The organism is Streptomyces axinellae (assembly GCF_039532135.1).
GTDB classification, from domain to species: domain Bacteria; phylum Actinomycetota; class Actinomycetes; order Streptomycetales; family Streptomycetaceae; genus Streptomyces; species Streptomyces axinellae.
Genome location: NZ_BAAARJ010000010.1, coordinates 129645 through 151943 on the forward strand (window position 1 = coordinate 129645; position 22299 = coordinate 151943).

General features: G+C 72.1%; 18 protein-coding genes and 1 pseudogene. 9 read left to right on the plus strand and 10 right to left on the minus strand.

Going from position 1 to position 22299, the window contains the following annotated elements:
- The 3 genes and pseudogenes from ABD339_RS16885 to ABD339_RS16895 all read right to left on the minus strand — a co-directional run bounded on the left by ABD339_RS16885 (nt 1) and on the right by ABD339_RS16895 (nt 3315).
- Nucleotides 1–1200: a glycine C-acetyltransferase gene (locus ABD339_RS16885; RefSeq protein WP_344566862.1), complete on the minus strand. Its 1200-nt coding sequence runs from the start codon at nt 1198–1200 to the stop codon at nt 1–3.
- 80 nt (nt 1201–1280) lie between these two features.
- Nucleotides 1281–2309, minus strand: a complete 1029-nt coding sequence (tdh, locus tag ABD339_RS16890) for an L-threonine 3-dehydrogenase (RefSeq protein WP_344566863.1) — start codon at nt 2307–2309, stop codon at nt 1281–1283.
- A gap of 200 nt (nt 2310–2509) precedes the next feature.
- Nucleotides 2510–3315: pseudogene (locus ABD339_RS16895) on the minus strand (SAM-dependent methyltransferase).
- Nucleotides 3316–3767: 452 nt separating this feature from the next.
- Between ABD339_RS16895 and ABD339_RS16900 the strand changes: the two are divergent.
- Entirely contained in the window at nt 3768–4052 is a 285-nt protein-coding gene (locus ABD339_RS16900; RefSeq protein ID WP_344566864.1) for a hypothetical protein, read from the plus strand.
- Between the two features lie 221 nt (nt 4053–4273).
- Here ABD339_RS16900 and ABD339_RS16905 read toward each other — a convergent pair whose 3' ends face one another.
- Nucleotides 4274–4618: a hypothetical protein gene (locus ABD339_RS16905; RefSeq protein WP_344566865.1), complete on the minus strand. Its 345-nt coding sequence runs from the start codon at nt 4616–4618 to the stop codon at nt 4274–4276.
- Between the two features lie 433 nt (nt 4619–5051).
- Entirely contained in the window at nt 5052–5456 is a 405-nt protein-coding gene (locus ABD339_RS16910) for a DUF5997 family protein (protein ID WP_344566866.1), read from the minus strand.
- Nucleotides 5457–5599: 143 nt separating this feature from the next.
- Between ABD339_RS16910 and ABD339_RS16915 the strand changes: the two genes are divergently transcribed.
- Nucleotides 5600–6433 (plus strand): LysR substrate-binding domain-containing protein, encoded by an 834-nt coding sequence (locus tag ABD339_RS16915; protein WP_344566867.1) that lies wholly within the window; start codon nt 5600–5602, stop codon nt 6431–6433.
- Between the two features lie 129 nt (nt 6434–6562).
- On the plus strand, nt 6563–7906 hold the full coding sequence (locus ABD339_RS16920) for a DUF2716 domain-containing protein (RefSeq protein WP_344566868.1): 1344 nt from the start codon (nt 6563–6565) through the stop codon (nt 7904–7906).
- A gap of 292 nt (nt 7907–8198) precedes the next feature.
- Here ABD339_RS16920 and ABD339_RS16925 read toward each other — a convergent pair whose 3' ends face one another.
- Nucleotides 8199–8918: an HAD family hydrolase gene (locus tag ABD339_RS16925; protein WP_344566869.1), complete on the minus strand. Its 720-nt coding sequence runs from the start codon at nt 8916–8918 to the stop codon at nt 8199–8201.
- 442 nt (nt 8919–9360) lie between these two features.
- Here ABD339_RS16925 and ABD339_RS16930 point away from each other — a divergent pair, with 442 nt between their 5' ends.
- The 3 genes from ABD339_RS16930 to ABD339_RS16940 all read left to right on the plus strand — a co-directional run bounded on the left by ABD339_RS16930 (nt 9361) and on the right by ABD339_RS16940 (nt 13938).
- Entirely contained in the window at nt 9361–11406 is a 2046-nt protein-coding gene (locus ABD339_RS16930; protein WP_344566871.1) for an oxidoreductase, read from the plus strand.
- 65 nt (nt 11407–11471) lie between these two features.
- Nucleotides 11472–12743 (plus strand): aromatic ring-hydroxylating oxygenase subunit alpha, encoded by a 1272-nt coding sequence (locus tag ABD339_RS16935; protein WP_344566873.1) that lies wholly within the window; start codon nt 11472–11474, stop codon nt 12741–12743.
- Entirely contained in the window at nt 12736–13938 is a 1203-nt protein-coding gene (locus ABD339_RS16940) for an FAD-binding oxidoreductase (RefSeq protein WP_344566874.1), read from the plus strand. Before ABD339_RS16935 ends, ABD339_RS16940 begins: the two co-directional genes overlap by 8 nt.
- On the opposite strand, the gene ABD339_RS16945 is transcribed toward ABD339_RS16940, so the two are convergent.
- Entirely contained in the window at nt 13903–14604 is a 702-nt protein-coding gene (locus ABD339_RS16945) for a hypothetical protein (RefSeq protein ID WP_344566876.1), read from the minus strand. The two genes, ABD339_RS16940 and ABD339_RS16945, sit on opposite strands and share 36 nt — an antisense overlap.
- Nucleotides 14605–14936: 332 nt before the next feature.
- On the opposite strand from ABD339_RS16945, the gene ABD339_RS16950 reads away from it, so the two are divergent.
- The 3 genes from ABD339_RS16950 (at nt 14937) to ABD339_RS16960 (ending at nt 18896) form a co-directional block, all read left to right on the plus strand.
- Complete coding sequence (locus tag ABD339_RS16950) at nt 14937–15851, plus strand: LysR family transcriptional regulator (RefSeq protein ID WP_344566878.1); 915 nt, start codon at nt 14937–14939, stop codon at nt 15849–15851.
- A 234-nt stretch (nt 15852–16085) separates the two neighbouring features.
- The gene (locus ABD339_RS16955; RefSeq protein WP_344566880.1) at nt 16086–17603 is read left to right on the plus strand and encodes an FUSC family protein; all 1518 of its coding nucleotides are present in this window, start codon (nt 16086–16088) and stop codon (nt 17601–17603) included.
- 144 nt (nt 17604–17747) lie between these two features.
- Nucleotides 17748–18896, plus strand: a complete 1149-nt coding sequence (locus ABD339_RS16960) for a lactonase family protein (protein ID WP_344566882.1) — start codon at nt 17748–17750, stop codon at nt 18894–18896.
- Between the two features lie 166 nt (nt 18897–19062).
- Here ABD339_RS16960 and ABD339_RS16965 read toward each other — a convergent pair whose 3' ends face one another.
- From ABD339_RS16965 to ABD339_RS16975, 3 genes are all read right to left on the minus strand, one after another.
- Complete coding sequence (locus ABD339_RS16965) at nt 19063–20070, minus strand: sirohydrochlorin chelatase family protein (protein WP_344566884.1); 1008 nt, start codon at nt 20068–20070, stop codon at nt 19063–19065.
- 423 nt (nt 20071–20493) lie between these two features.
- Nucleotides 20494–21603, minus strand: a complete 1110-nt coding sequence (locus ABD339_RS16970; protein WP_344566887.1) for an N-acetylglucosamine kinase — start codon at nt 21601–21603, stop codon at nt 20494–20496.
- Nucleotides 21600–22277: a uracil-DNA glycosylase gene (locus tag ABD339_RS16975; protein ID WP_344566888.1), complete on the minus strand. Its 678-nt coding sequence runs from the start codon at nt 22275–22277 to the stop codon at nt 21600–21602. The genes ABD339_RS16970 and ABD339_RS16975 overlap by 4 nt, the downstream gene beginning before the upstream one ends.
- Nucleotides 22278–22299 lie beyond the last annotated feature (22 nt).

Here is a 22299-nt window from a genome sequence, read left to right on the forward strand (position 1 = left end):
TCATCCTGCCAAGTCGGACCGCACCCCGACAAAAGCGTCCACCGCCCGGTTCACCTCCTGCGTGGAGTGGGCGGCCGAGAGCTGGACGCGGATACGGGCCTGGCCCTGCGGAACTACGGGGTAGGAGAAGCCGGTCACATACACCCCGCGCTCCAGCAGCAGCTCCGCCATCCGGCCCGCCCGGCCCGCATCGCCGATCATGACCGGCACGATGGCGTGCTCGCCGGGCAGGATCTCGAAGCCCTCCCCGGCCATCCGCGAGCGGAAGAGCGCGGTGTTGGCATTGAGGCGTTCCCGCAGCTCACCGGCCGATTCCAGCAGGTCGAGGACCTTGAGGGAGGCGGCGGCGATCACCGGGGCGAGGGTGTTGGAGAAGAGGTACGGGCGGGAGCGCTGCCGCAGCAGGGCGACGATCTCGGCGCGGGCGGCCACGTAGCCGCCCGAGGCGCCGCCGAGCGCCTTGCCCAGGGTGCCGGTGACGATATCGACGCGGTCCATGACCCCGTGCAGTTCGGGCGTGCCGCGGCCACCGGGGCCGACGAAGCCGACGGCGTGCGAGTCATCGACCATGACCATGGCGTCATGGCGTTCGGCCAGCTCGCAGATCTCGCGCAGCGGGGCGAGGTAGCCGTCCATGGAGAACACGCCGTCGGTGACGACGAGTTTGCGCCGCGCCCCGCCCTCGTCGGCCTCCTTGAGCCGCTGCTCCAGCTCGGCCATGTCCCGGTTGGCGTACCGGAAGCGGCGGGCCTTGGACAGGCGGATGCCGTCGATGATGGAGGCATGGTTGAGCGCGTCGGAGATGACGGCGTCCTCCGGGCCGAGCAGCGTCTCGAAGACGCCGCCGTTCGCGTCGAAGCAGGAGGAGTACAAGATCGTGTCCTCCTGGCCGAGGAACGCCGACAGCCGCGCCTCCAGCTCTTTGTGCACCTCCTGGGTGCCGCAGATGAAGCGCACCGAGGCCATGCCGTACCCCCACCGGTCCAGCGCCTGGTGGGCGGCGGCGATGACGTCCGGGTGGTCGGCGAGGCCGAGGTAGTTGTTGGCGCAGAAGTTGAGCACCTCGCCGGGCCGTCCGCCGGCGGTGACGTCCACGGTGGCGGACTGCGGGGTGCCGATGACCCGCTCGGGCTTGTGGAGGCCGGCCTCCCGGATCTCGTCGAGGGTGCTGCGCAGTTCGCCGCGTACGGAGTCGAACATGGTCACTTCCTTGGTGGGGTCGCGGTCTTGGGGGAGGGCCGGCCGGAGTCCGGCGGGGCCCGGCGGCGCGCCGGGTGCGGTCAGGCGGTCCAGTCGAGGATGACCTTGCCGCAGCGGCCGTCCGCCGCCGCGTCGAAGGCCGCTTCGAAGTCGTGGAAGGCGTACCGGCCGGTGATCACGGGGGCGAGGTCGAGCCCGCCTTCGAGCAGGACGGACATCGCGTACCAGGTCTCGAACATCTCCCGGCCGTAGATGCCCTTGACCGTCAGCATGGAGGTGACGATCCGGGACCAGTCGACGGGGAACTCCTGGGGCGGCAGCCCCAGCATGGCGATGCGTCCGCCGTGCGTCATGTTGGCGATCATGTCGCGCATCGCCTCGGGCCGGCCCGACATCTCCAGGCCGACATCGAACCCCTCGCGCAGCCCCAGCGCGCGCTGCCCCTCGGCGATCGTCGCCTCCGTGACGTTCAGGGCGAGGTCCGCGCCGACCTTGCGGGCCAGCTCCAGACGCTCCTCGCTGACATCGGTGATCAAGACCTTGCGGGCTCCGGCGTGCCGGGCCACCGCCGCGGCCATCAGACCGATCGGTCCGGCACCGGTGATCACCACGTCCTCGCCCACCAGGGGGAAGGAGAGCGCGGTGTGCACGGCGTTGCCGAACGGGTCGAAGATCGCCGCGATATCGAGATCGACGGGGGTCCTGTGCACCCACACGTTGGAGGCGGGCAGGGCGACGTATTCCGCGAACGCGCCGTCCCGGCCGACGCCGAGGCCGACGGTGGCGCGGCACAGATGCCGTCGCCCCGCCAGACAGTTCCGGCACTTGCCGCACACCAGGTGGCCCTCGCCGCTGACCCGGTCGCCCACCGCGATGTCGGCGACATCCCGTCCGGTCTCCACGACCTCACCGGCGAACTCGTGCCCGAGCACCAGCGGTGCCGTGATCGACTGCTGTGCCCACTCGTCCCAGGAGCGGATGTGCAGATCGGTGCCGCAGATGCCCGTGCGCAGCACCTTGATCAGTACGTCACCGGGGCCGATGGACGGCTCAGGAACGTCCCGCAGCCACAGTCCGGGCTCTGCCTTTTCCTTCACCAGTGCTTTCACGGTTGTACTCCCGAGCGCGAGCGGGCCCGGAGCACGCGGAAGCGGGGCCGGGCAGAAGAGCCGGCGTGATCGCTCCGGAAGGCGGGCTCCCGGAGCGATCACGCCGGACAAGGGCCAATCTGCCCGGCAGCATGCCGTCAGTCCATCGACGATTTCTTAAGTACGGCAACAGGTGGGCTTCATCCCCGGCAGCGCCGCGGTCAGGCTTCGGGGAGCCGGGCGACCGCGGCGTACATGTTCACGTGCTCGTCCGGAATGTCCGTGCTGCCCTCGTCCGGACGCCAGCGGTGCATCAGGACGACGCCGGGCTCCAGGATCTCCAGTCCCGCGTCCGTGAGCAGCGCCGTCACCTCGGTACGGGTGCGCAGATGCATGCGCGTGCCGTGCTCGGCGAACACCCGCGCCATCTCCGTCACCTGCTTCGGGGCCGTATCGGCCGTGGCCGTCGTGAGCGCGACATAGCTGCCGGGGGCCAGCGCGGCTGTCAGCTTCCTGATGAGCCCGGTGGCGTCCTGGACGTACTGCAGCATGGCGATGACCGTGACGGCGACCGGCTGCGACAGGTCGAAGACCTCCCGCAGAGTGGGGGAGTTGAGGACGAGATGGGGGTCGTGCATATCCGCGTCGATGTACTCGGTGCGGCCCTGCGGGGTGCTGGTGAGCAGGGCGCGGGCCCGGAGGAGCACGGAGGGGTCGTTGTCCACGTAGACGACGCGCGAGTGCGGGGCCTTCTCCTGGACCACCTCGTGCAGATTGGGACTGTTGGGGATCCCGTCCCGATGTCGAGGAACTGTGAGACGCCCTGGTCCGAAAGCCACCGCGCCATACGGCGCATGGTGTCGCGGTTGACCGGCATGCTGATGGCCGGCGGGGGCCAGGCTTCCAGCATCGCGGCGGCGGCCCGCTCATCGGACGCGTAGTAGTCCTTGCCGCCGAGCACGTGGTCATAGACGCGCGCCGACTGGGCCTGTTCGGTGTTGATCTGATGAGGCACGTCGTCGTGCACCTGTCCTCCCCGGGTGAGGCGACGGACTGCCGCCGTGGCGCTGGTGGTGTGCTGCTGTCCCCGCGGACGTCCGGCCCGGCACGGCCAGGGTCTCTCGTGTGGATCTCCGCGGGTCCGCGACGACAGCTACGGCACCTCGCCGCGTTGTCGGAGCATCCGAGTACGCCCAGCACGAGGAAGCTCCTCCGCCTTGCGACACACCGCATCCGACGCCGCGGCGTGATCCACGAAGACCCGAACGAGAGACCCTGATCGAGGGCCCTGGTCCAGTGGCCCGCGTCGCTGTCACGCTGTCTCAACCGGCCCCGTCGAGGTGATTGCCCGTCATGTTGCCTCCTGCGGTGCGGCGTTGAAGGGCACCCCCCCCCGGAGCCTCCTGCGGCTCAGGTGCCTCTGTGACTCATGGACGGGCCTGTGTGTTTATGGATCCCTTACCTGGCAACCCGCCCCGCATGTCAACTCGACGCGGATCCAGCCCGGCGACCGTGATCGCCGTTGTCGCTGATGTGGCCGCGCTCGTCATCGGCCTGTGGATTCTCCTCATTCTCCTCGACGCGAATCGCACGAACGACTTCGTCGATTTCGTCCACAGCCTGGCAGGGTGGCTCGCGGGCTGGTCCCGCGACATGTTCACCGTCGATCCCGACTGGTGGCGGGTGATGCTGAACTACGGCATCGCCGCCGTCGTCTACCTGCTGATCGGCAATACCGCGGCCAGGGCGGTACGGCGCTTCTGAGGAGCCGCGTACGGTTGAGGGGGCGGGGGAGAGGGGGTGTCACGGACTCAGCGCGTGCCACCGTCCCGCAGATGTGAATGCCGCAGACGTGAACGCCCATCCCTGCCGCATATCGAGCGCCCCGACTTCAACGCCCCGGCCCCGGCTCCGGAAACACGAGTGCCCGGCCGGAAGCATGGGGGCGTCCATACTTCCGGCCGGGCGGATCTATGCCGACCGGATCAGCGGTGGCAGTGGGCTCCCCTGACCCACTTGGGGGTGTTGGCGTAGCCCGAGTCACGCCCGTCCCTGGCTACACAGGTGACCTTGTGGTGGTGCCGACGACTTTCGATGGTGAACGTGCCGCGGATGTTGCCGTGACGGGGAGCTTTGAACGCGTGGCAACGACCGCTGCCGACACTCGCGTCGCGATCGTGTTCGAGTTGGTCACAGACGTAGCCGCGCTTGGGGCCGTGGCCGGGTCCGTCTCCGGCGACCGCCGAGACCGGCATGACGCCGACCAGGGCGGTCGCCATCGCGGCCAGCACCGTCAGCGCGCGTGCGCGGCGCGTCATTTCGCTCTTCATCCTGCTTGTCCTCTCAGTCACCCAGCCGCACGGCGTACAGGCTGGAGCACCGTCGATTCCTGTCCGCGGTACTCGCTCCTCGGCCTAACTCCCGCATGAGCGACTTACCGCCACGGGCAAGGACATCAGGTACATCCGACGCGTAACAGGCTTCAGGAGGGCCGTCACCCGTCGGGGAAGCTCACACCACCCTTACGGGTGGGAGATTGCGGGGCGGCGCACGAATTCCTTCTTCGGTCGCGTTCTTTCCGGCTGCGATGGTGCGTGTTCTACGGCGTAGAAGTACCGTTTCCGTTCATCGATATACGAGCTAGCGGAATGCGCTGAGGAATTCCCCCTACCGTCTGTGACACGCATCGGAAACACACCACCGGGCCACCGAATGCGTCCGCCGGCGAAAGAGGGAGAGGTGAGAGCGCGTGTGCGGGCGGGATCAGGAACGGGAGCTGCCCGGTCCCTCGTCCCCCTCCGCCTTCTTGGCCTTGATACGCGCCGTCTCCTTGCGGACCTCCGCCTGCGTGGCGCGCTCCTTCTCCAGCCACTCGGGGCGCTCGTTCTTCAGCGCCTCGATCTGCTCCGTCGTGAGGGCTTCGGTGACCCCGCCGCGAGCGAGGCCCGAGATGGAGACGCCCAGCTTCGCGGCGACGACCGGCCGGGGATGCGGACCCTCGCGCCGCAGGTCCAGCAGCCACTGGGGCGGGTCGGCCTGCAGCGCGTCCAACTCGTCGCGCGAGACGACACCCTCCTGGAACTCGGCGGGGGTGGCTTCGAGGTACACACCCAGCTTCTTCGCCGCCGTAGCGGGCTTCATGGTCTGGGTGGTCTTGTGCGACGTCATGACGTCAAGGGTATCGAGCGCCCACGGTGCCGCTGACCGCGCGGTGCCTTCGGCCCGGCGGTGTCCTCGGCCCGGCGCCGGCTTCGGTCCGGCAGTGCCCCTGGCCTGGTCGTGCATCCGGCCCCGACCGGTAGCCTGGTGAGGTGACAGGCTCGGATCTACCCCCTTCGTTCCGGCTCGCCTATGTCCCGGGAGTGACACCCGCCAAGTGGGTGCGGATCTGGAACGAACGGCTGCCCGACATCCCACTGGACCTCATCGCGGTCCCCTCCGCAGAGGCGGCCGGCCTGCTGCGGGAAGGCCGCGCGGATGCCGGGTTCGTGCGGCTGCCGGTGGACCGTACGTTCTTCAGCGCGATCCCCCTCTACACCGAGATGACAGTCGTCGTCGTACCGAAGGACCACGTGGTGACGGCGGTCGACGAGGTCACGCCGGCGGACCTGGCCGACGAGATCGTCCTGCACCCGCTCGATGACGTCCTGGACTGGGACACCCGGCCCGGACTGCCCGCGAAGGAGCGCCCCGCCTCCACGGCGGATGCCGTGGAACTGGTGGCGGCGGGCGTGGGGGTCCTCCTCGTGCCGCAGTCGCTCGCCCGCCTGTACCACCGCAGAGACCTCACCTACCGGCCGGTCTCCGACGCCCCCGCGTCCCAGGTCGCGCTCTCCTGGCCGGAGGCGGCGACCACCGATCTGGTGGAGGACTTCATCGGGATCGTCCGGGGGCGCACCGTCAACAGCACACGGGGCCGCGCCCAGGCCCCGGCGGGGCGGGGCGAGGGCGTCGGCAAGAGCGGCGGGCGAGGTCAGAGCACAGCGGGGAGGGCGCCGGGCAAGTCCGGCGGCAAGGCGGCCGGTAAGACGGGCGGCAAGGCGGCCGGCGGCAGGGCCGGCGGCAAGAACCCGCCTGGGCGCCGCGCCGGGCGCGCCGGCGGGGTGGACCGCACCAGTGGCAAGCGCGGCAGACCCCGCCGCTGACCCCGCCGGCCGAGCGCGCGACTGACGGTCCCCGACGTCCCGGTCCTGGTCCCGGTCCGGGCCACAGGCCCGGCCGCTTCGCCGAAACCGTGATGACCGCTCCGGGGGTGCTGACCTAGCCTCCGGATCATGTCTCGCTCGCCGTCCTCCGAAATGCTGGCCGCATACGACGCGCAGACGCGGGGGAGGGCACCCCGGTTCGGGCCGGCGGGCGCCGTGGTGCGGCAGGAGGGGCCGCTGGTGCGGACCCACTTCGGCACCCACGGCACCGTCGGTCACCAAGCTCTCGACAGCCTCACCGAAGCAGGTATCGACACGCTGATCGGCGAGCAGCAGACGGCGTTCGCCGCGCGCGGCGAGCCGGTCGAGTGGACGGCCTTCGCGCACGACACCGCGCCCCTGCCCGCCCGGCTGCGCGCCGCGGGCTTCACCCCGGGCTGGGAACGCTCGGTGCTGGTGGCTCCGGTGCGGGACATACCCCCGCCCGCCGCGATGCCCCCGGGCCGCGGCGTCCGGGAACTGACACGGGCGGGCAGGGAGTCACCAGCCGTGCGCGACCTGGCCGCCGGGACGGGCCCGCACCGGATCCCGCTCGCCGAGTTGGAGGCGGACGGGCGTGCCCGTCACCGGGGAGCGAGCATGCTGGCCCTGGAGGCCGACGCGCGGGTCCTGGGGGTGGGCTGGGCGGAGTTCTTCGACGGGACGGAGTTCGCTGCGATCGGCGGGATGAGCGGCCCGCACACCGAGTTCCTCCCGGTATGGGCCCGCTGGGCCCGGGAGGGACCCAGCCGCCACCGGGGCTGGAACCCGCCCGATTTCCGCTTTCTCGTCGCGGAGGCGGCGGCCGGCCCGGTGAAGGACGCGCTCGTCGAAAGCGGATTCCAGGAGATCACCAGGGCCCGGACGTACCACTGGAAACCCTCTGGGACTCCGGCCGCCACCCGGCCTGTGCGGCGCCTGTACGACGACGCGGAGCACGACGCGCTGTGGGACAGCTTCGGCAGGCAGTTCGCTTTCAAACCCAGCGTCGAGACGTATCCCGGCATTCGCGAGCCGTCCGCCTCGGTCACCTGGCACCTGGGCGCGCTCCAGGACGGCCTCGACCGCGCAGCCGTCAAACAGTTGCAGGGCATCATCGAGAGCGGACTTCTCGCCTGCGTACGCCCGGACGAGCTCCTCCACTGGCTCGACCGGCACCATGCGGGCTACCGCTTCGACCCGCGCCGGGTGGGCGGCAGCGGCCGGCCTCGGTGGCCGGGTTCGGCGTACCCGGACGGCGACTATTACCTCTACCTGACCGCCGACCTCCGCCTCGGCACCTTCGGGCACCCCTGGGAGGAATCCCTGTGCGTCTTCGGCGAGGAGCTGCTTGCGGAGGTGGAAGAGCCGCTCACCGCGCTGCTCGGTACAGTGCTGCGCCGGGGCGGCAGGCACGTGGACAACGTCCGGACGTTCGGGCCCACCGACATCTAGCGCCCCTCCCGGCAGGCTTTGCCCTGTCGCGCCGCCCGGCACGCACTCCCCCGAGCTCTACCAGCAGGGGGTGCCCCCAGCGGCGTTGGCCACAAGCCCTGGTAGCTCCTTCTCCAAGCTCTCAACTCCTCTCCCGGCCTTCGGCCGGGAGGTGCCCCCAGAGCGGGGGAGACCCCGACCAAGGACTTCCGGCCGCCTTGTGATCGCACGCTGCCCCACGCTCGGCTCCGCTCGCGCGGGCGGTGCCCCCACGACGACGCTCCTCGACGGGCGAACATCGCCGGTCACGGCACTAGCCCGCGCCCCGGTGCCGCGTTGCGGGGTCACCGTTGATCCACGCGTACGTCCGCCCCGCGTCGAACTCCCGTTGCCCGCCCACGAACAGCAGCCCCGCCCCGGCGAACGCCGGATCCGTCTCCGTACCCCGTACATACGGCACCGCGACGCACCGCATGCCCGCGCGGCGGGCGGCCTCCGCGCCCGGAGGGGCGTCCTCCAGTACGACGCAGCCGCCGGGGGAGACCCCCAGCCTGCGGGCCGCCTCCAGGAAGACGTCCGGCTCCGGTTTGCCGTGCGCCACCTCTTCGGCCGAGACCCGCAGCGGCAGCAGCCCCTCCAGGCTCGTCGCGCTCAGCACCGTGTCGATTGCGGCGCGGGAGGAGCCGGAGGCGACTGCCAGGGGGTGCCCGGCGGCGTGCAGCCGCTCGACCAGCTTCCGCATCTCCGGGAAGACCTCGGTACCCGCACGGGCCAGCTCCAGGTAGTGGCGGTTCTTCTCCGCGAGCAATTCGTCCACCGGCGCGCTCAGCCCGTGTTCCCGGCGCAGGATCTCCAGCGTTTCCCGGGTGCCGATCCCGATGAAACGCGTGTGCTCTGCCCAGCTGAAGCCGGTGACGCCGTGGGCGGCCAGCACGCGCCTGCCCGCCTCGTAGTAGTTCGGCTCGCTGTCGACGAGGGTGCCGTCCAGGTCGAAGACGACCGCGGGGGCGGTCCTGGTCTCGGTGGCGCTCATGTGTTCAAGGATGTCAAAGCGTGCCCGTCCGGTCCCGGGCGGGACGGCTTGCGCGCGTGCGGGCCGGATCGGGACGGCGAGGGGCCCTAGCAGGATCGGGACGGCAAGGGAAGTGGCGCGGCATCTGTCGATCTTGCAGGTCCTTCGCACGGTTTACTGCGACTCCGTTTGATTGTCCGTCCACCGTGCCGACCGCATGCTGGGGGCGTACCGCGCGAAGCGACGGCACAACTTCCCTGCCGAAGCGTTTTCTTGGATACGCGGCGTATCGAAGTGCCGTGCACAGGGCCGGTATCCGGCCGGCCCCCTGCTCCAAGGTTTCCGAGTAGCTGCTCTTTTCGCTCGAACCGCCGTGGCGTAGCACGCCGCGGCTGCCACAACGGACTGCAGGACACCGAGCGGAAAGTCCTCCAGGCCGTCCGGAAGGTAGACGAGGAGCGCCATGCGTACGCGAGTGACGGATCCCCTGCTCCAGCCCTTCACCATCAAGAACCTCACCTTGCGCAACAGAGTGGTGAGTACGTCGCATGAGCCGGCGTTCGGAGAAAACGGCATTCCGGGGGACCGCTACCGGATGTACCACCTGGAAAAGGCCCGGGGCGGGGTCGGGCTGACAATGATCGGCGGCTCGGCCGTCGTGTCCCCCGACAGCCCGCCGGCCTTCGGCAACCTGCTGCTCTACCGCGACGACGTGGTGCCCTGGCTGCGCCGGCTGGCTGATGACGTCCACGGTGCGGGGGCCGCCGTCATGTGCCAGGTGACCCACCTGGGGCGGCGGACCAGTAACTACACAGGGGACTGGCTACCGGTTCTCTCCGCTTCGCCGCTGCGTGAACCGGCTCACCGGGCCTTTCCCAAAGAAGCCGAACCGTGGGATCTGGACCGCGTGGTGCGGGATTACGCCGACGCAGCCGCACGCTGCGAGGAGAGCGGTCTCGACGGTATAGAGATCCAGTCCTACGGCCACTTCCTGGACAGCTTTCTGTCGCCGACGACGAATCACCGCAGTGACGAATACGGGGGAAGTCTCGTGCGCCGCTCGGCATTTCCCCGCCGGGTGATCCGCGCGATCCGCTCGGCGGTCGGCCCGGATTTCGTCGTCGGAATCCGCATGATGATGGACGAGGACCGGCCGGGCGGACTGTCCTTCGAGGAGGCGCTGGAAGCGGCCCGGCGGTATATCGAGGACGGTATCGATTTCGTCAGCACCATCCGGGGCTCGATCGAAAGCGACGCCACTTTGGCAAAGGCGATCCCGTCCATGGGGACGCCTTCGGCGCCGTTCCTGGAATTCAGCGCGGAGGTCAAGCGCCACCTCGATGTTCCGGTGATGCACGCGGGCCGTATCGCCGACGTGGCCACGGCACGGTACGCCGTACGGGAGGGGCTGCTCGACCTGGTGGGCATGACCCGCGCCCAGATCGCCGATCCGCACCTGGTGGCGAAGGTGGCGTCCGGTGCCGAGGACCGCATCCGGCCCTGTGTCGGGGCGAGTTACTGCCTGGATGCGATCTACGACTCGGGCGACACCAAGTGCGTCCACAATCCCGCCACCGGCCGGGAGCTGCGGCTGCCGCACACGGTCCCGCCCGCCGCCGGGCGGAGGAAGGCCGTGATCGTGGGCGGCGGGCCCGCGGGCCTGGAAGCCGCCCGGGTGCTCGGCGAACGCGGCCATGACGTCGTGCTGTTCGAGGCGGCGGAGGTGCCCGGCGGGCAGATACGTATCGCCGCCGCCAACCCGCGTCGCCGGGATCTCCTGGGCATCGTCGACTGGCGCGTGGACGAGTGCAAAGTCCTCGGCGTGGACCTGCGGCTCAACGCTCTCGCCGAGGCGGACGACGTGCTCGCGGAAGACCCCGACGTCGTCCTCGTGGCCACAGGCGGTCTGCCGAACACCTCCCTTCCCGGGGAGGGCGCCGCGGCCGTGACCGATACGTGGGATGTCCTCAGCGGTGCCCTGCGCCCCCGTGGCAGCGTGCTGGTGTACGACGACAACGGGGCCTACCCGGGCCTGGACGCCGTAGAGGTGATGGCGCGTCGGGGTATCGCGGTCGAGTACGTGACACCGGAGCGCACGCTCGCGCCCGACGTCGGCAGCATGAATTCTCCCGCCTACCTGCGGGCCTTCGCCGAACACTCGGTGCACACCACCCTGGCGCACCGGCTGTGCTCCGTGCGCCGCGCGGCGGACGGCCGCCTCACCGCGACCCTGCGCAGCGAGTACGCGGCCACGGAGAGGGAACGGGCCGTGGATCACGTGGTGGTGGAGCACGGCACGCTGCCCTGCGCGGACCTCTACTGGGAGCTGCTCCCCGGATCGAGCAACCTCGGGCGCGTCGGCCACCGCGAGCTGCTGGCCGGAGAGCCGCAGCGAGATGCCCCGAACCCCGGGGGCCGCTACCAGCTCTTCCGGATCGGCGACGCGGTGACCAGCCGCAACATCCACGCCGCGGTCCTGGACGCGCTACGGCTCTGCGTGGCGGTATGACCCCGCCCGCCCACGAGCCATCCACCCTGCCATCTATCGAGCCGTTCCATCGAGAGGAGCACAGCGTGACATCCCTGGGCGACACCAAGGCTCCCGAAGGGCCCCGGGTCCGGAGCGCGGTGGCCCGGCGTGCGGCAGGCCGCAGCCTGGAGGCCCCGTTCTACACCGACCGGGAATTCTTCGGTCTCGATATAGCAGCGATCTTCACCCGCCACTGGATCTTCGCGGCGGTGGACGCGGAAGTGCCGGAGCCGGGCGACTACACCACCGTGGACATCGGGCCGTACCCGGTCATTGTCCTGCGCGACGAGGAGGAGAACCTCCGCGCCTTCCACAACGTCTGCCGGCACCGCGGCGCGCGTCTGCTCGACGCGGGGCGCGGATCGGCCGGGAACCTGGTCTGCGGCTACCACAAATGGACCTACGGCACCGACGGCGCACTCCGGTACGCACCGTCCCAGCCGGCGAGCTTCGACCCCTCCTGTTTCGGCCTCAAATCGGTTCATGTGCGCAGCGTCGGCGGGCTCGTGTTCGTCTGCCTCGCCGACCGGCCGCCCGCCGACTTCGACGACGTCGCGGCGCGCATCGAGCCGTACCTCCTCCCGCACGACCTGCGCCACGCCAAAGTGGCCGCACGGTCCGACATCGTCGAGGACGGCAACTGGAAACTCGTGATGGAGAACAACCGGGAGTGCTACCACTGCGACGGCCACCCCGAATTGCTGCGCACCTTCTTCCCCACCTACGGCTACACCGAGGAGAACCTCCCCCCGCAGCTCCGCCCGGCGCACGAGCGATACCTGCGGGCCGACGCGGAGACGCGGGAGACGTATGAGCGGCTGGGCCTGCCGTACGCGCTCATCGAGGAGTTGGACAACCGCGCCACCGGATTCCGCATCCAGCGCGACGCTCTCGACCTGGCCGGTGAGTCCTTCACCGCGGACGGCAAGGCCGCGTGCCGCCCCCTCCTGGGCGGCCTGCCCACACCGCGGCTCGGGCACCTAGCCCTGCACATGCAGCCCAACTCGTGGTTCCACGTCGTCGCAGACCACGCGATCACCTTCAGCGTCCTTCCGCTCGCCCCCGACAAGACAGTGCTGCGCACCACGTGGCTCGTCCACCCGGAGGCCACCGAGGGCGTGGACTACGACCTGGACACGCTGACGAAGATCTGGACCGCGACGAACGAGCAGGACGCACACCTGGTCGCCCGCGCCCAGCGCGGGATCTCCAGCCCGGCCTATGAGCCGGGCCCGTACGCGCCGACGGAGTACCAGGTCGAGGCGTTCTGCAACTGGTACATCACCCGGCTCCGAGAGGCCCTTGACGATGACTGAGATGCTCACCCTCGCCGGCCCGGTGCCCCTCGCGTCCCCGTCCGAGCACCGCTACGGGCACCCGGCCGGAGACCGGATGCTGGTCTGCAAGCGCGTCCAGCGGGTCACCAGCGACATGAAGACCTTCGTGTTCGAGCCGGTGGCGCCGGTAGTGCCGGGTGCGCAGGCAGCGCAGGGCGGGACGACCGCGCCCCGCGATCCCGGCCGCTTCCAGTACGACTTCCGGCACGACCCGGGCCAGCACCTGGTGTTCACGTTCGAGATCGACGGTCAGGAGACCGAGCGCCGCTACTCCATCTGCTCCCCACCGTCGCGCCCGCGCCTCGTCGCGATCACCGTGAAACGGGTCCCCGGCGGACTGGTCTCGAACTGGCTGCACGATCACCTGAAGGCGGGCGACACGGTGCGCGCCCGGGGGCCGTTCGGCCACTTCTCCATGGCCCGGCATCCGGCGCCCGCGTACCTCTTCCTCTCGGGCGGCAGCGGGATCACGCCCCTGATGTCGATGACCAGAACGCTCTACGACCTCGCGTCCGGGGCGGATGCCGTCTTCGTGCACAGCGCCCGCACCCCCGAGGACATCCCCTTCCGCCAGGAACTGGAGCTGATCTCCGGCACGATGCCGAACATCCGCGTCGTCCACGTCTGCGAGGACGGCGGGGCGAGCGAGGCATGGAGCGGTCACCGGGGCCGGCTCACCGCCGGTTTGCTGCGGCTCATCGCCCCCGACTTCCTCGAACGTGAAGTCTTCACCTGCGGCCCGCCCGGCTATATGCGCGCTGTCCGCGAACTGCTCGCCGCCGCGGGCTTCCCGATGGATCGCCACCATCAGGAGACCTTCGGGGCCGCCGCCGCGCCGACGAGGCCATCGGCGGCGCCGGTTGACGCCGACGTGGCGACCGGCTCCGAGGGCGCGACTGTCGGGGGCGCGACGAGGTTCGCCGTGGAACTCTCCCGCAGCGGCAGGACCATCGAATGCGACAGCGCCACCCCCGTGCTGGAAGCGGCGGCGCGGGCGGGCATCACACTCCCCTCCTCATGCGGACAAGGGCTGTGCGGCTCCTGTATGACCACCTTGGAGAAGGGATCTGTGGACATGCGGCACAACGGCGGCATCCACCCCCGCGACACAGCCCGGAACAAGATCCTCCTCTGCTGCTCAACACCACGGGAGAACCTCGTTATCGACGCCTGACGGGCCACCTGCCCGGTCCTGGCCCTCTCCTCCACGGACTTCCCGCGCCTCCCGGACCTCACGTACGGCGCCGCCGAAGGTGGCCGACAGCGCGAACACACCCAGCGCGGCGGCGGCCCAGCTGAGCCCGGCGACGGCCGTGGGCAGCGGCATCCAGTCCGCCATCAGCCCGATGGCGACGGCCGGTGTCCCCGACCCGAGGTAGAAGAGGAGGTACAGCGCGGCCCCCGTCCCGGCGCGTTGCCCGGCCGGCGTCCGCGCGTACACCGCCCCGGTCGCACCGCTGAAGGCCAGTCCGTGACCGGCCCCGGCCAGGAGCGCGGAACCGAGTGCGGCGGGGAGCGAGGCGGCCCCGGTGGCGGCGCCCAGCGCCAGTGCCTGGCCGACCCGGCCGGCGAAGAGCCAGGCGGGGCCGTCGGCGAGGACGAAACAGCCGGAGCCGGCGGCGGGCAACACGCTCAGCCGCAGCGCGGGCCGGAGCCCCACCGCTTCGGCCGCCGGGCCGCACAGCAGCAGTGCCGCTCCGCTGACCAGGGCGAACGTGGCGAACAGCAGCGTCATCACCGAGTCGTCGAAGCCGAAGAGCCGCTGGTATCCGGGGTAGAGCGGGCTGGGCAGATAGGCGCCCGCGGCCAGCTCCACCACCAAGAGCCCTGCGGTCCGCACCGCCTGCCGGTCGGCGCGCCCCGGCGCATGGCGGACGCGCCCCGTCGGGCGGCCGACGCGGTGCACCGATCGCCGGCCGGTGCTTCCCGACTGCCGCCGGTCAGCGCGCCCTGGCCCCCCGTCGGCCGGGGCGCCGCGCCGACCCGCGAGTGGCGCGCCTGTCCGGATGGCCACGCCGTCCGGGGCGGACGCGCGAGCCGCGCATGACGTCGTGAACCTCATCCGTGCTCCGGCCCGAAACCGCTCCCTGATCAGTCACGTTCGCCAGGGTGCGGGCGGAGAAAGCCGAAGGGAATCAAACGATTATGGAGCTGATCGTGCAAACTCTTCGCATGATTGACTCCCGGCTCCGCATCCTCCAGATGGTCGCCGAGCACGGCACCGTGACCGCCGCCGCACAGGCACTGCACTACACGCCCTCCGCCGTCTCCTACCAACTGCGTCAACTCGCCGCCGAGGTCGGCGTAGAGCTGGTGGTCCACCAGGGCCGGGGCATCCGTCTGACGAACGCGGCCCGCATCCTGCTGCGGCACGCCGAACGCCTCCAAGAGCAGTGGGAACTCGCCCGCGCCGAGCTGGCCACCGCGGGTACCGAACCCACCGGCCAGGTCACGCTGTGCGGCTTCTCCACCGCTGCCAGCCGCCTGCTGCCCCCCGCGGCGGCCCGGTTGCGCGACGCCCACCCCCACCTCACCGTCCGCATCATCGAAGCCGAGCCCGACCGCTGCTTCGACCTGCTGCTCTCCGAAGAAGCCGACCTCGCGCTGGTGGTCGTCACCGCGGACTCGCCGCCCATGACCGACCACCGCTTCGATCAACGGCCGCTGCTGGACGACCCGTTGGACCTGGTCGTCGCGGAGGGCCACCCGCTGGCCCGGCGGCAGCGGGTCACGCTCGCCGACGCCGCGCGGGAACCGTGGATCGTGGGCAACCCGGGCACGACCTACCACCAGTTGGTCCTCGCGGCCTGCATGACCGCGGGCTTCACACCCCACATCGCCCACCACGCGGACGAGTGGGACACCGGCACCGCGCTGGTCGCCCACGGCTTCGGGGTGATCCTCGTGCCACGCCTGGCCCGGCTGCGCGAGGACCTGCCCGTGATGCGTATCCCGCTGCGCGGTGAGCCGGCCCCGGCCCGCCGCATCACGGCCGTCACCCGCCTCGGCGCCCGCGGGATCCCCACCCTCACGCACGCCGTCGAGACCATCACCGCGACCGCGGTCCAGTCCCTCCCCGAGTGCTGACCCGGCCCGGGGCCCGCCACCAGGGCGGGGCGGGGGCGGGCGTCGCCGGGTCCGGTGCGCCGGGACAGGGTGGGTCACCGGGGCCCGGGGCCGCCCCTCAGTTGCACGAGCGGCCTTCCAAATGCTGAGATGGGGGTGTCGATGGCGCTGCGGATCCCCGCGGCGCCTTTCTCATGCCGTGGCGCACCGCGTGCCGGAGCAAGTGCGCACCTGTGTGCGGGAAGGCGGGACACCTTGCTGAAGAGGGCGTTCGTGGCGCCGGATCCCGGGCGGATGCGGCTGCGGTTCGCATCCCGGGCCGTGCTCGGGATCGGACTCGCTGTCGCGCTGTGCGGTCTGACCGGGCATTCGCTGGCGGCGGCGATCACCGGCGGCCTGGCCGCGCTGCTCGCCCTGTTCACGGTGACGGACGCGACCGTGCGCGATCAGGCCCTCACCACCGCGCTCCTGCCGGTCGCCGGCTTGCCGGTGCTCGCCCTCGCGGCGGTGCTGCACGACCTGCCCCTGGCCCGTGACCTGGCGTTCCTCGCGGTGGTGGGGGCGGGGGTCTACGCCCGGAGGTGGGGGCCGCGTGGTCACTCGCTGGGCGTGTTCGCGTTCATGATCTTCTTCGCGGCCCAGTTCCTGCACGCCGTGCCCGGCCGGCTGCCGGAGCTGTACGCGGCCGTGCTCCTCTCGCTCGTCGCGGCCTCGGCGGTGCGTTTCGGCGCGTGGTGCTACGAGCGCCGGCTGCCGGTACCGGCAGCCGTGGCGCCGCCGACCGGGGGCAGGCGGCTGGCGCGGATCACGACACGGCAGGCGGTGCAGGCCACGGCGGCTGCGGCCTTCGCGCTCGCCGTCGGCCAGGTGCTCTCCGACCAGCGCTGGTACTGGGCGGTGGGGGCCACTTGGTGGGTGTTCGTGAACACCGCCTCGCGCGGCGAGACGCTCGTCCGCGGGTTCCGGCGGTTCCTCGGTACGTCCCTGGGGGCCGTGCTCGGCCTCTTCGTCGCCGTGCCGCTGCACGGGCAGCCGGTCCCGACCGCGGTGATCGTCGCGCTCAGCGTCTTCGGGATCTTCTACTCGGCGGCGGTGTCGTACACCTGGATGATGCTCGCCGTCACGGTCATGGCCAGCATGCTGTACGGGCTGCTCGGCGTGCTCGACCCGGCGCTGCTGGCGCTGCGGGCGGGTGAGACGGTGGTCGGCGCGCTGGGGGCGGTGTTCGCCGTGCTCCTGATCCTGCCGGTGACCACACACGCCGTCACCGACGCCTGGGTCGAGCGGGCGCTGCGCTGTGTGCGCGCCTGCACCGCGGAGTCGGCGGCCCGCCTCGCGGGCGACGCGGCTGCCGACCCGGCGCCGCGCGTCGCCGAGCTGGAGTCGATCCTCGGCCGCGTCCGCCTCTCCCTCGCGCCGCTCGTACATCCCCTCAGCCCGCTGGCGGCGCGCAGGGGCCGGGCCCGGCACGTGCTCGCGCTGCTCGACGACTGCGCGCGCGAGGTGCGCGGGCTCGCCTCCGTCGCCGCCGACCCCGTGGCATCGCACGACGCCCGCCTCGCCGCCGCCTGCGCGCGCGTCGAGACCGCCGTCGAGGCGCTCACCGAAGCGCCGACGACGGGGCCGCGCGCCCAGCCCCGTACCGCGACGGTGGCCGCAGCGCGGACCGACGTCCCCGAGCCGCACCTCGCCCACCTCCATGCCCTGGAGCAGGCCCTGCTGGAACTGGCCGTTCCGCTGCGGCGCACCCGCCCGGCGCCGACGGGCGCCTGACCCCAGCGCACGCCCCCCCCGGGGCCTCGTGCCGCACGCCCGGGGGATGGCGGAGGCGCCTGTTACGGTCGTGGCCCAGGCGGCAACGGCCCGGCCGGGGCGGCGAATTGAAACGGCGGACGGGATCGGCGAAAGGGTGGCGTGGTGACCGAGGGCACGAAGCGGCGGCAGCTGGCGTACATCGGCTCGTTCACCTCGGCGGGGGGCCGTGGCATCACCACGGCGTCCGTCGCCCCCGGGACGGGCGCGCTCACGGCGCTGCACCATACGGAAGACGCCGTCGCCGACCCCTCGTTCCTGACCCTGGCACCCGACGGCGGGACGCTCTACGCGGTCAGCGAGACCGATCCCGGCGCGGCAGCGGCACTCTCACTCGCCGTGTCGGATTCCGGCCCCGATCCGTATTCCGGTTCCACTGTCGGTGACGCTGCCGCCGCCCGCAGCGGCAGCGGCGGGCCGATGCCGCTGGGCGCCGCCGTGCCCGTGAACGGGAGCGCGCCCACCCACCTGGCGCTCGCGGCGGGACGCCTCTACACCGCCAACTACGGGTCCGGCGACGTCAGCGCGCTGCCCCTGCGCGCCGACGGCGGCCTCGACGGCCCGGCGGCCACCCACCAGCACACCGGCCATGGCCCCCACGAGCAGCGCCAGCAGGGCCCCCACGCGCACGCCGTCGTGCCGGACCCCACGGGCCGGTGGCTGCTGTCGACCGACCTGGGCACCGACTCGGTGTGGATCTACGACCTGCGCGGGGACGAGCACGGCCCGCGCCTCCACCGCGAGGCCCCCCTGCGCGCCGGTACGGGCCCGCGCCACTTGGCGTTCGCCCCGCCCTCCGCCGAGCGCGGACGGCCCACCGGCGGCTCGCGGGTCTACGTCGTCAACGAACTGGACACCACCGTGACCACATGCCGCTGGGACGAGGAGAAGGGGGTCCTGGAGCCGCTGGATGAGACCCGGCTCCTCCCGGAAGAGCACGCGGGCACGGACAACTACCCCTCGGCGCTGGCCCTCTCCCCGGATGGCCGCTTCGCCTGGGCAGGCATCCGGGGCGCCGACCGCATCGCCGTACTGGGACTCGGAACCGACGGTCCGCCCGAGCTGCTCACCACCGTGCCCTGCGGCGGACACTGGCCACGCGATGTGGCCGTACACCCCTCCGGCCGCTGGCTCTACGCCGCCAACGAGCGCTCGGGAGACGTCACATGGTTCGACGTCGATCCCACGGACGGAACGCCGCACCCGACGGGCTCCCTCGCCGCCCCGGCACCGTCCTGCGTCGTCTTCGCCTGACCGCCTGACCGCCTGACCGCCTGACCGCCGACTCCGGTATGGAGGGCGGGGCCGGGTGAGGCGCTGTGGAATCACGCTGTGCGGGCGGCAGACAGGCGGCACCGTGCCGCGCCCCTGCCACCCGCACACCGTCTCCCGCCGTCGTCCAGCGCCCCGGGAGGGCGCCTCAGCGCACCGGCATGCCCTGAGCGGCCTGCTGCTGGGCGATCCCGGCCTTCGCCGCGAAGGTGGAGGCCACGAGCTTGCCCAGGGCCGGGTAGGCCCCCAACGGCTCGGCCGTCGCGCACTCCGCCTCCTCCGCCGCCGCAGCCAGCAGCCCCTCGGCGATCTCGGGGCCGATCAGACACGGCGCGATGGCCAACTGCTGTGAGCCGGAGCCGCGCAGCTGCTCGGCGGTGTGGGTGATGGCGCCCTCGTCGTCCAGCGCCGCGGCGAGCACCGGTACGGCCAGCCGGGCCGCCAGCAGCATCCCCGTGATCCCCGCTGCCTGAACGGCCTCCTCGCCCCCTACGGTGGCCAGGATGATGCCGTCCGCCGCCGTCGCCACCGTGAACAGCCGGGCGCGGTCGGCGCGGGCCAGACCCGCCTCCGACAGCCGCACGTGCACGGCCTCGGCCAGCAGCGGGTGCGGGCCCAGCACGTCGGTCAGCTCGGCGCCCGAGCCGCTGTTGAGCACCTCCTGGCGGATACGCCGCAGCTGCGCCGCGTCCGGCCCGGCGAGCAGAGGCACCACGACGGCCGGCAGTCCGTCGTCCTCGGCGGCCCGTGCCGCCTCGGTGGCGGCGGCCTCCCGCGCTTCGGCGGCCTCCCGCTCCTCCGGGGCCGCGTCCTCCGGGACGGCGACCGGCGCCGGGGCATCCCGCAGGACCCGCAGCCGCGCCGCGCGTTCGGTGACTGCCTCGGTCAGCGCCGACCGGATGGTCGGGAACTCCTCATCGTCACCCTCGGTGAAACCAATGCGCGCGTTGAGTCCCGGCAGCTCGGAGCGCGCGATGCTCAGCGTCTCCTCGGCGAGGCTGCGGGGGGCGCTGGAGGGCGCGCCGGGCACGGCCAGTACCAGCGCGGGCGCGTTCTCGGGCGCGACGACGGGCTCCGGGCGGCGGTGCCGTCCGGGCTGGCGTGGGCGCGGCATTCGTACGGGCAGGCCATTCTCCGGCCCTGTGGGGGAGCTCATGCGCCCGCATGCTAATGCCTTGATGCGCTTGGCTGTTCAGCCGGGGGAGACCAGTGGGCGTATGTCCCGATTCGCCCACCAGCTTGTGTGATGCTGTTTGGCCGTTTCTGGCAATCGGTGCCCGACGCCTTCCGTGCCATGCCCACCGCTTGCCCACCTCGGACGCAGCCGGGTGGCTTCACGAGGGCATTGCAGCCGCGTCCGCAGCCGGTACCGAACCGCGCCACGCGCACCCAAGGCCGCGCACCAACCGTCGCGCACGCCCCCGGTGTCCCGCCCGCGCTACCGGGCCGGCTCGCTGGTGGACCGCCGTGCCATCGGACCGCCGTGCCATCGGCACCACGCCGCGCTACCGGACCGCGGTGCCACCGGATCGCGTCGAGGACGGACCGACCACCGCGCAGCCGGGCCGTCGCGAGACCGCTACAAGACAGCGAGCAGCCTCGGATCCGGCGGCAGGGCGAGGCAGTCGCCCGCGAGGCGCTCCGCGATCAGCAGTGCGCCATCCAGCGGATCACCTGCCGGCTCGGTCATCCGCGCGGTGGGCAGCAGCCGGGCGAACTCGGCGCGCAGGGGGCCGGTCAGCACCTGGCCCAGCCGGAACAGCCCGCCGGTGCAGGCGACCAGGGCCGGCCCGTCCTCCCCGTCCTCCCCCTCCTCCTCGTCCGGCCCGCGCGGGCACACGGCCGCCGCACTCTTCGCGATCTCACCTGCCGCCGCTCGCACGATGCCCCCGGCCACCGGATCGCCATCCGCCGCGCACCGGGCCACCTGCGGTGCGAACGCAGCGAGTACGGCCGGCCGGTCCGGGCGCGGATACAGCTGCCCGGGGAGGCCGTCGAGCGGGGCACCGAACATTTCCTCCGCGCGTGCGCGCAGCGCCGCCGAGCCGCCCGCGCGGCCGTCGATGCCGCGCATCGCGGCCTCCAGCCCGGCCCGGCCGATCCACGCCCCGCTGCCGCAGTCGCCCAGCAGATGCCCCCAGCCGTCCGCGCGGCGCCACGAGGCCAGGTCCGTGCCCATCGCGATCATTCCGGTGCCCGCCGCGACGACAGCGCCCGGCCGCTCCCCGAGCGCCCCGGCGTACGCGGTGACGGCGTCCGCCGCCAGCGCGATACGCCGGACTCCGAACGTGCCGGCCAGCGCGCCCGGCAGTTCGGCCCGCAGTCCGTCTCCGAGCGAGGCCATCCCGGCGGCACCCACACAGGCCGCCGCGATGTGCGCGTCCCCGGCTGCCGGTCCGGACTCCTCCGCCGCGCCCGCCTCGGCCAGCAGGGCGCGTACGGCGGGCGCCAACTGCCCCCACATGTGCGCCGCGTCGAGCCCGGTGGGGCCGGTCCGCACCGGTTCGGCGCAGCTGGTGACGGCCACCGGGCGCGGGGCCGTCCGGCCGGGACCTGCGCGCGGGCGCGCCAACGCGACCCGGAGCCCCGAGCCGCCCGAATCCACGCCCAGCACCCACGCGTCCCCGGCCCCGCCACCGGCTCCGGAGGCGGCTGCGATTCCGGCCCCGGCGCGGGCGGCCGGGCTCATGGCAGGCGCCAGTCCACCGGCTCGGCGCCCTGCCGGGCCAGCAGTTCGTTGACCCGGCTGAACGGGCGCGAGCCGAAGAAGCCCCGGTCGGCGGACATGGGGGAGGGGTGCGAGGACTCGACGGAGGGCAGATCGCCCAGCAGCGGACGCAGATTGCGCGCGTCCCGGCCCCACAGCACCGACACCATCGGCCGCCCGCGCGCCACCAGCGCCCGGATCGCCTGCTCGGTGACCTCCTCCCAGCCCTTGCCGCGGTGCGCGGCCGGTTTGCGGGGAGCGGTCGTCAACGCCCTGTTGAGCAGCAGGACTCCCTGGTGGGTCCAGGGCGTCAGATCGCCGTTGGAGGGGCGGGGCGCGCCGAGGTCGTTGTGCATCTCGCGGAAGATGTTCTCAAGGCTGCCCGGCAGCGGTCTGACTTCCGGCGCCACCGAGAAGGACAGGCCGACGGCGTGCCCCGGCGTCGGATACGGGTCCTGGCCCACGATGAGGACGCGCACCTCATCGAAGGGCTGCTGGAAGGCGCGCAGGACGTTGGCTCCGGACGGCAGATAGGTCCGCCCCGCCGCGACTTCCGCTCTCAGGAAGTCGCCCATCGCGGCGACCCGTTCGGCCACCGGCTCCAGCGCTTTCGCCCAGCCGGGTTCGACAATTTCGTTCAACGGTCGTGCTGCCACGAGCCGTCACTCTACTGGCTCA

Coding starts and splice junctions, on each gene's coding strand:
- ABD339_RS16885 (WP_344566862.1), bottom strand. CDS start 1,200: ATGTTCGACTCCGTACGCGGCGAACTGCGCAGCACCCTCGACGAGATC.
- ABD339_RS16900 (WP_344566864.1), top strand. CDS start 3,768: ATGTCAACTCGACGCGGATCCAGCCCGGCGACCGTGATCGCCGTTGTC.
- ABD339_RS16905 (WP_344566865.1), bottom strand. CDS start 4,618: ATGAAGAGCGAAATGACGCGCCGCGCACGCGCGCTGACGGTGCTGGCC.
- ABD339_RS16910 (WP_344566866.1), bottom strand. CDS start 5,456: ATGACGTCGCACAAGACCACCCAGACCATGAAGCCCGCTACGGCGGCG.
- ABD339_RS16920 (WP_344566868.1), top strand. CDS start 6,563: ATGTCTCGCTCGCCGTCCTCCGAAATGCTGGCCGCATACGACGCGCAG.
- ABD339_RS16925 (WP_344566869.1), bottom strand. CDS start 8,918: ATGAGCGCCACCGAGACCAGGACCGCCCCCGCGGTCGTCTTCGACCTG.
- ABD339_RS16930 (WP_344566871.1), top strand. CDS start 9,361: ATGCGTACGCGAGTGACGGATCCCCTGCTCCAGCCCTTCACCATCAAG.
- ABD339_RS16940 (WP_344566874.1), top strand. CDS start 12,736: ATGACTGAGATGCTCACCCTCGCCGGCCCGGTGCCCCTCGCGTCCCCG.
- ABD339_RS16950 (WP_344566878.1), top strand. CDS start 14,937: ATGATTGACTCCCGGCTCCGCATCCTCCAGATGGTCGCCGAGCACGGC.
- ABD339_RS16965 (WP_344566884.1), bottom strand. CDS start 20,070: ATGAGCTCCCCCACAGGGCCGGAGAATGGCCTGCCCGTACGAATGCCG.
- ABD339_RS16970 (WP_344566887.1), bottom strand. CDS start 21,603: ATGAGCCCGGCCGCCCGCGCCGGGGCCGGAATCGCAGCCGCCTCCGGA.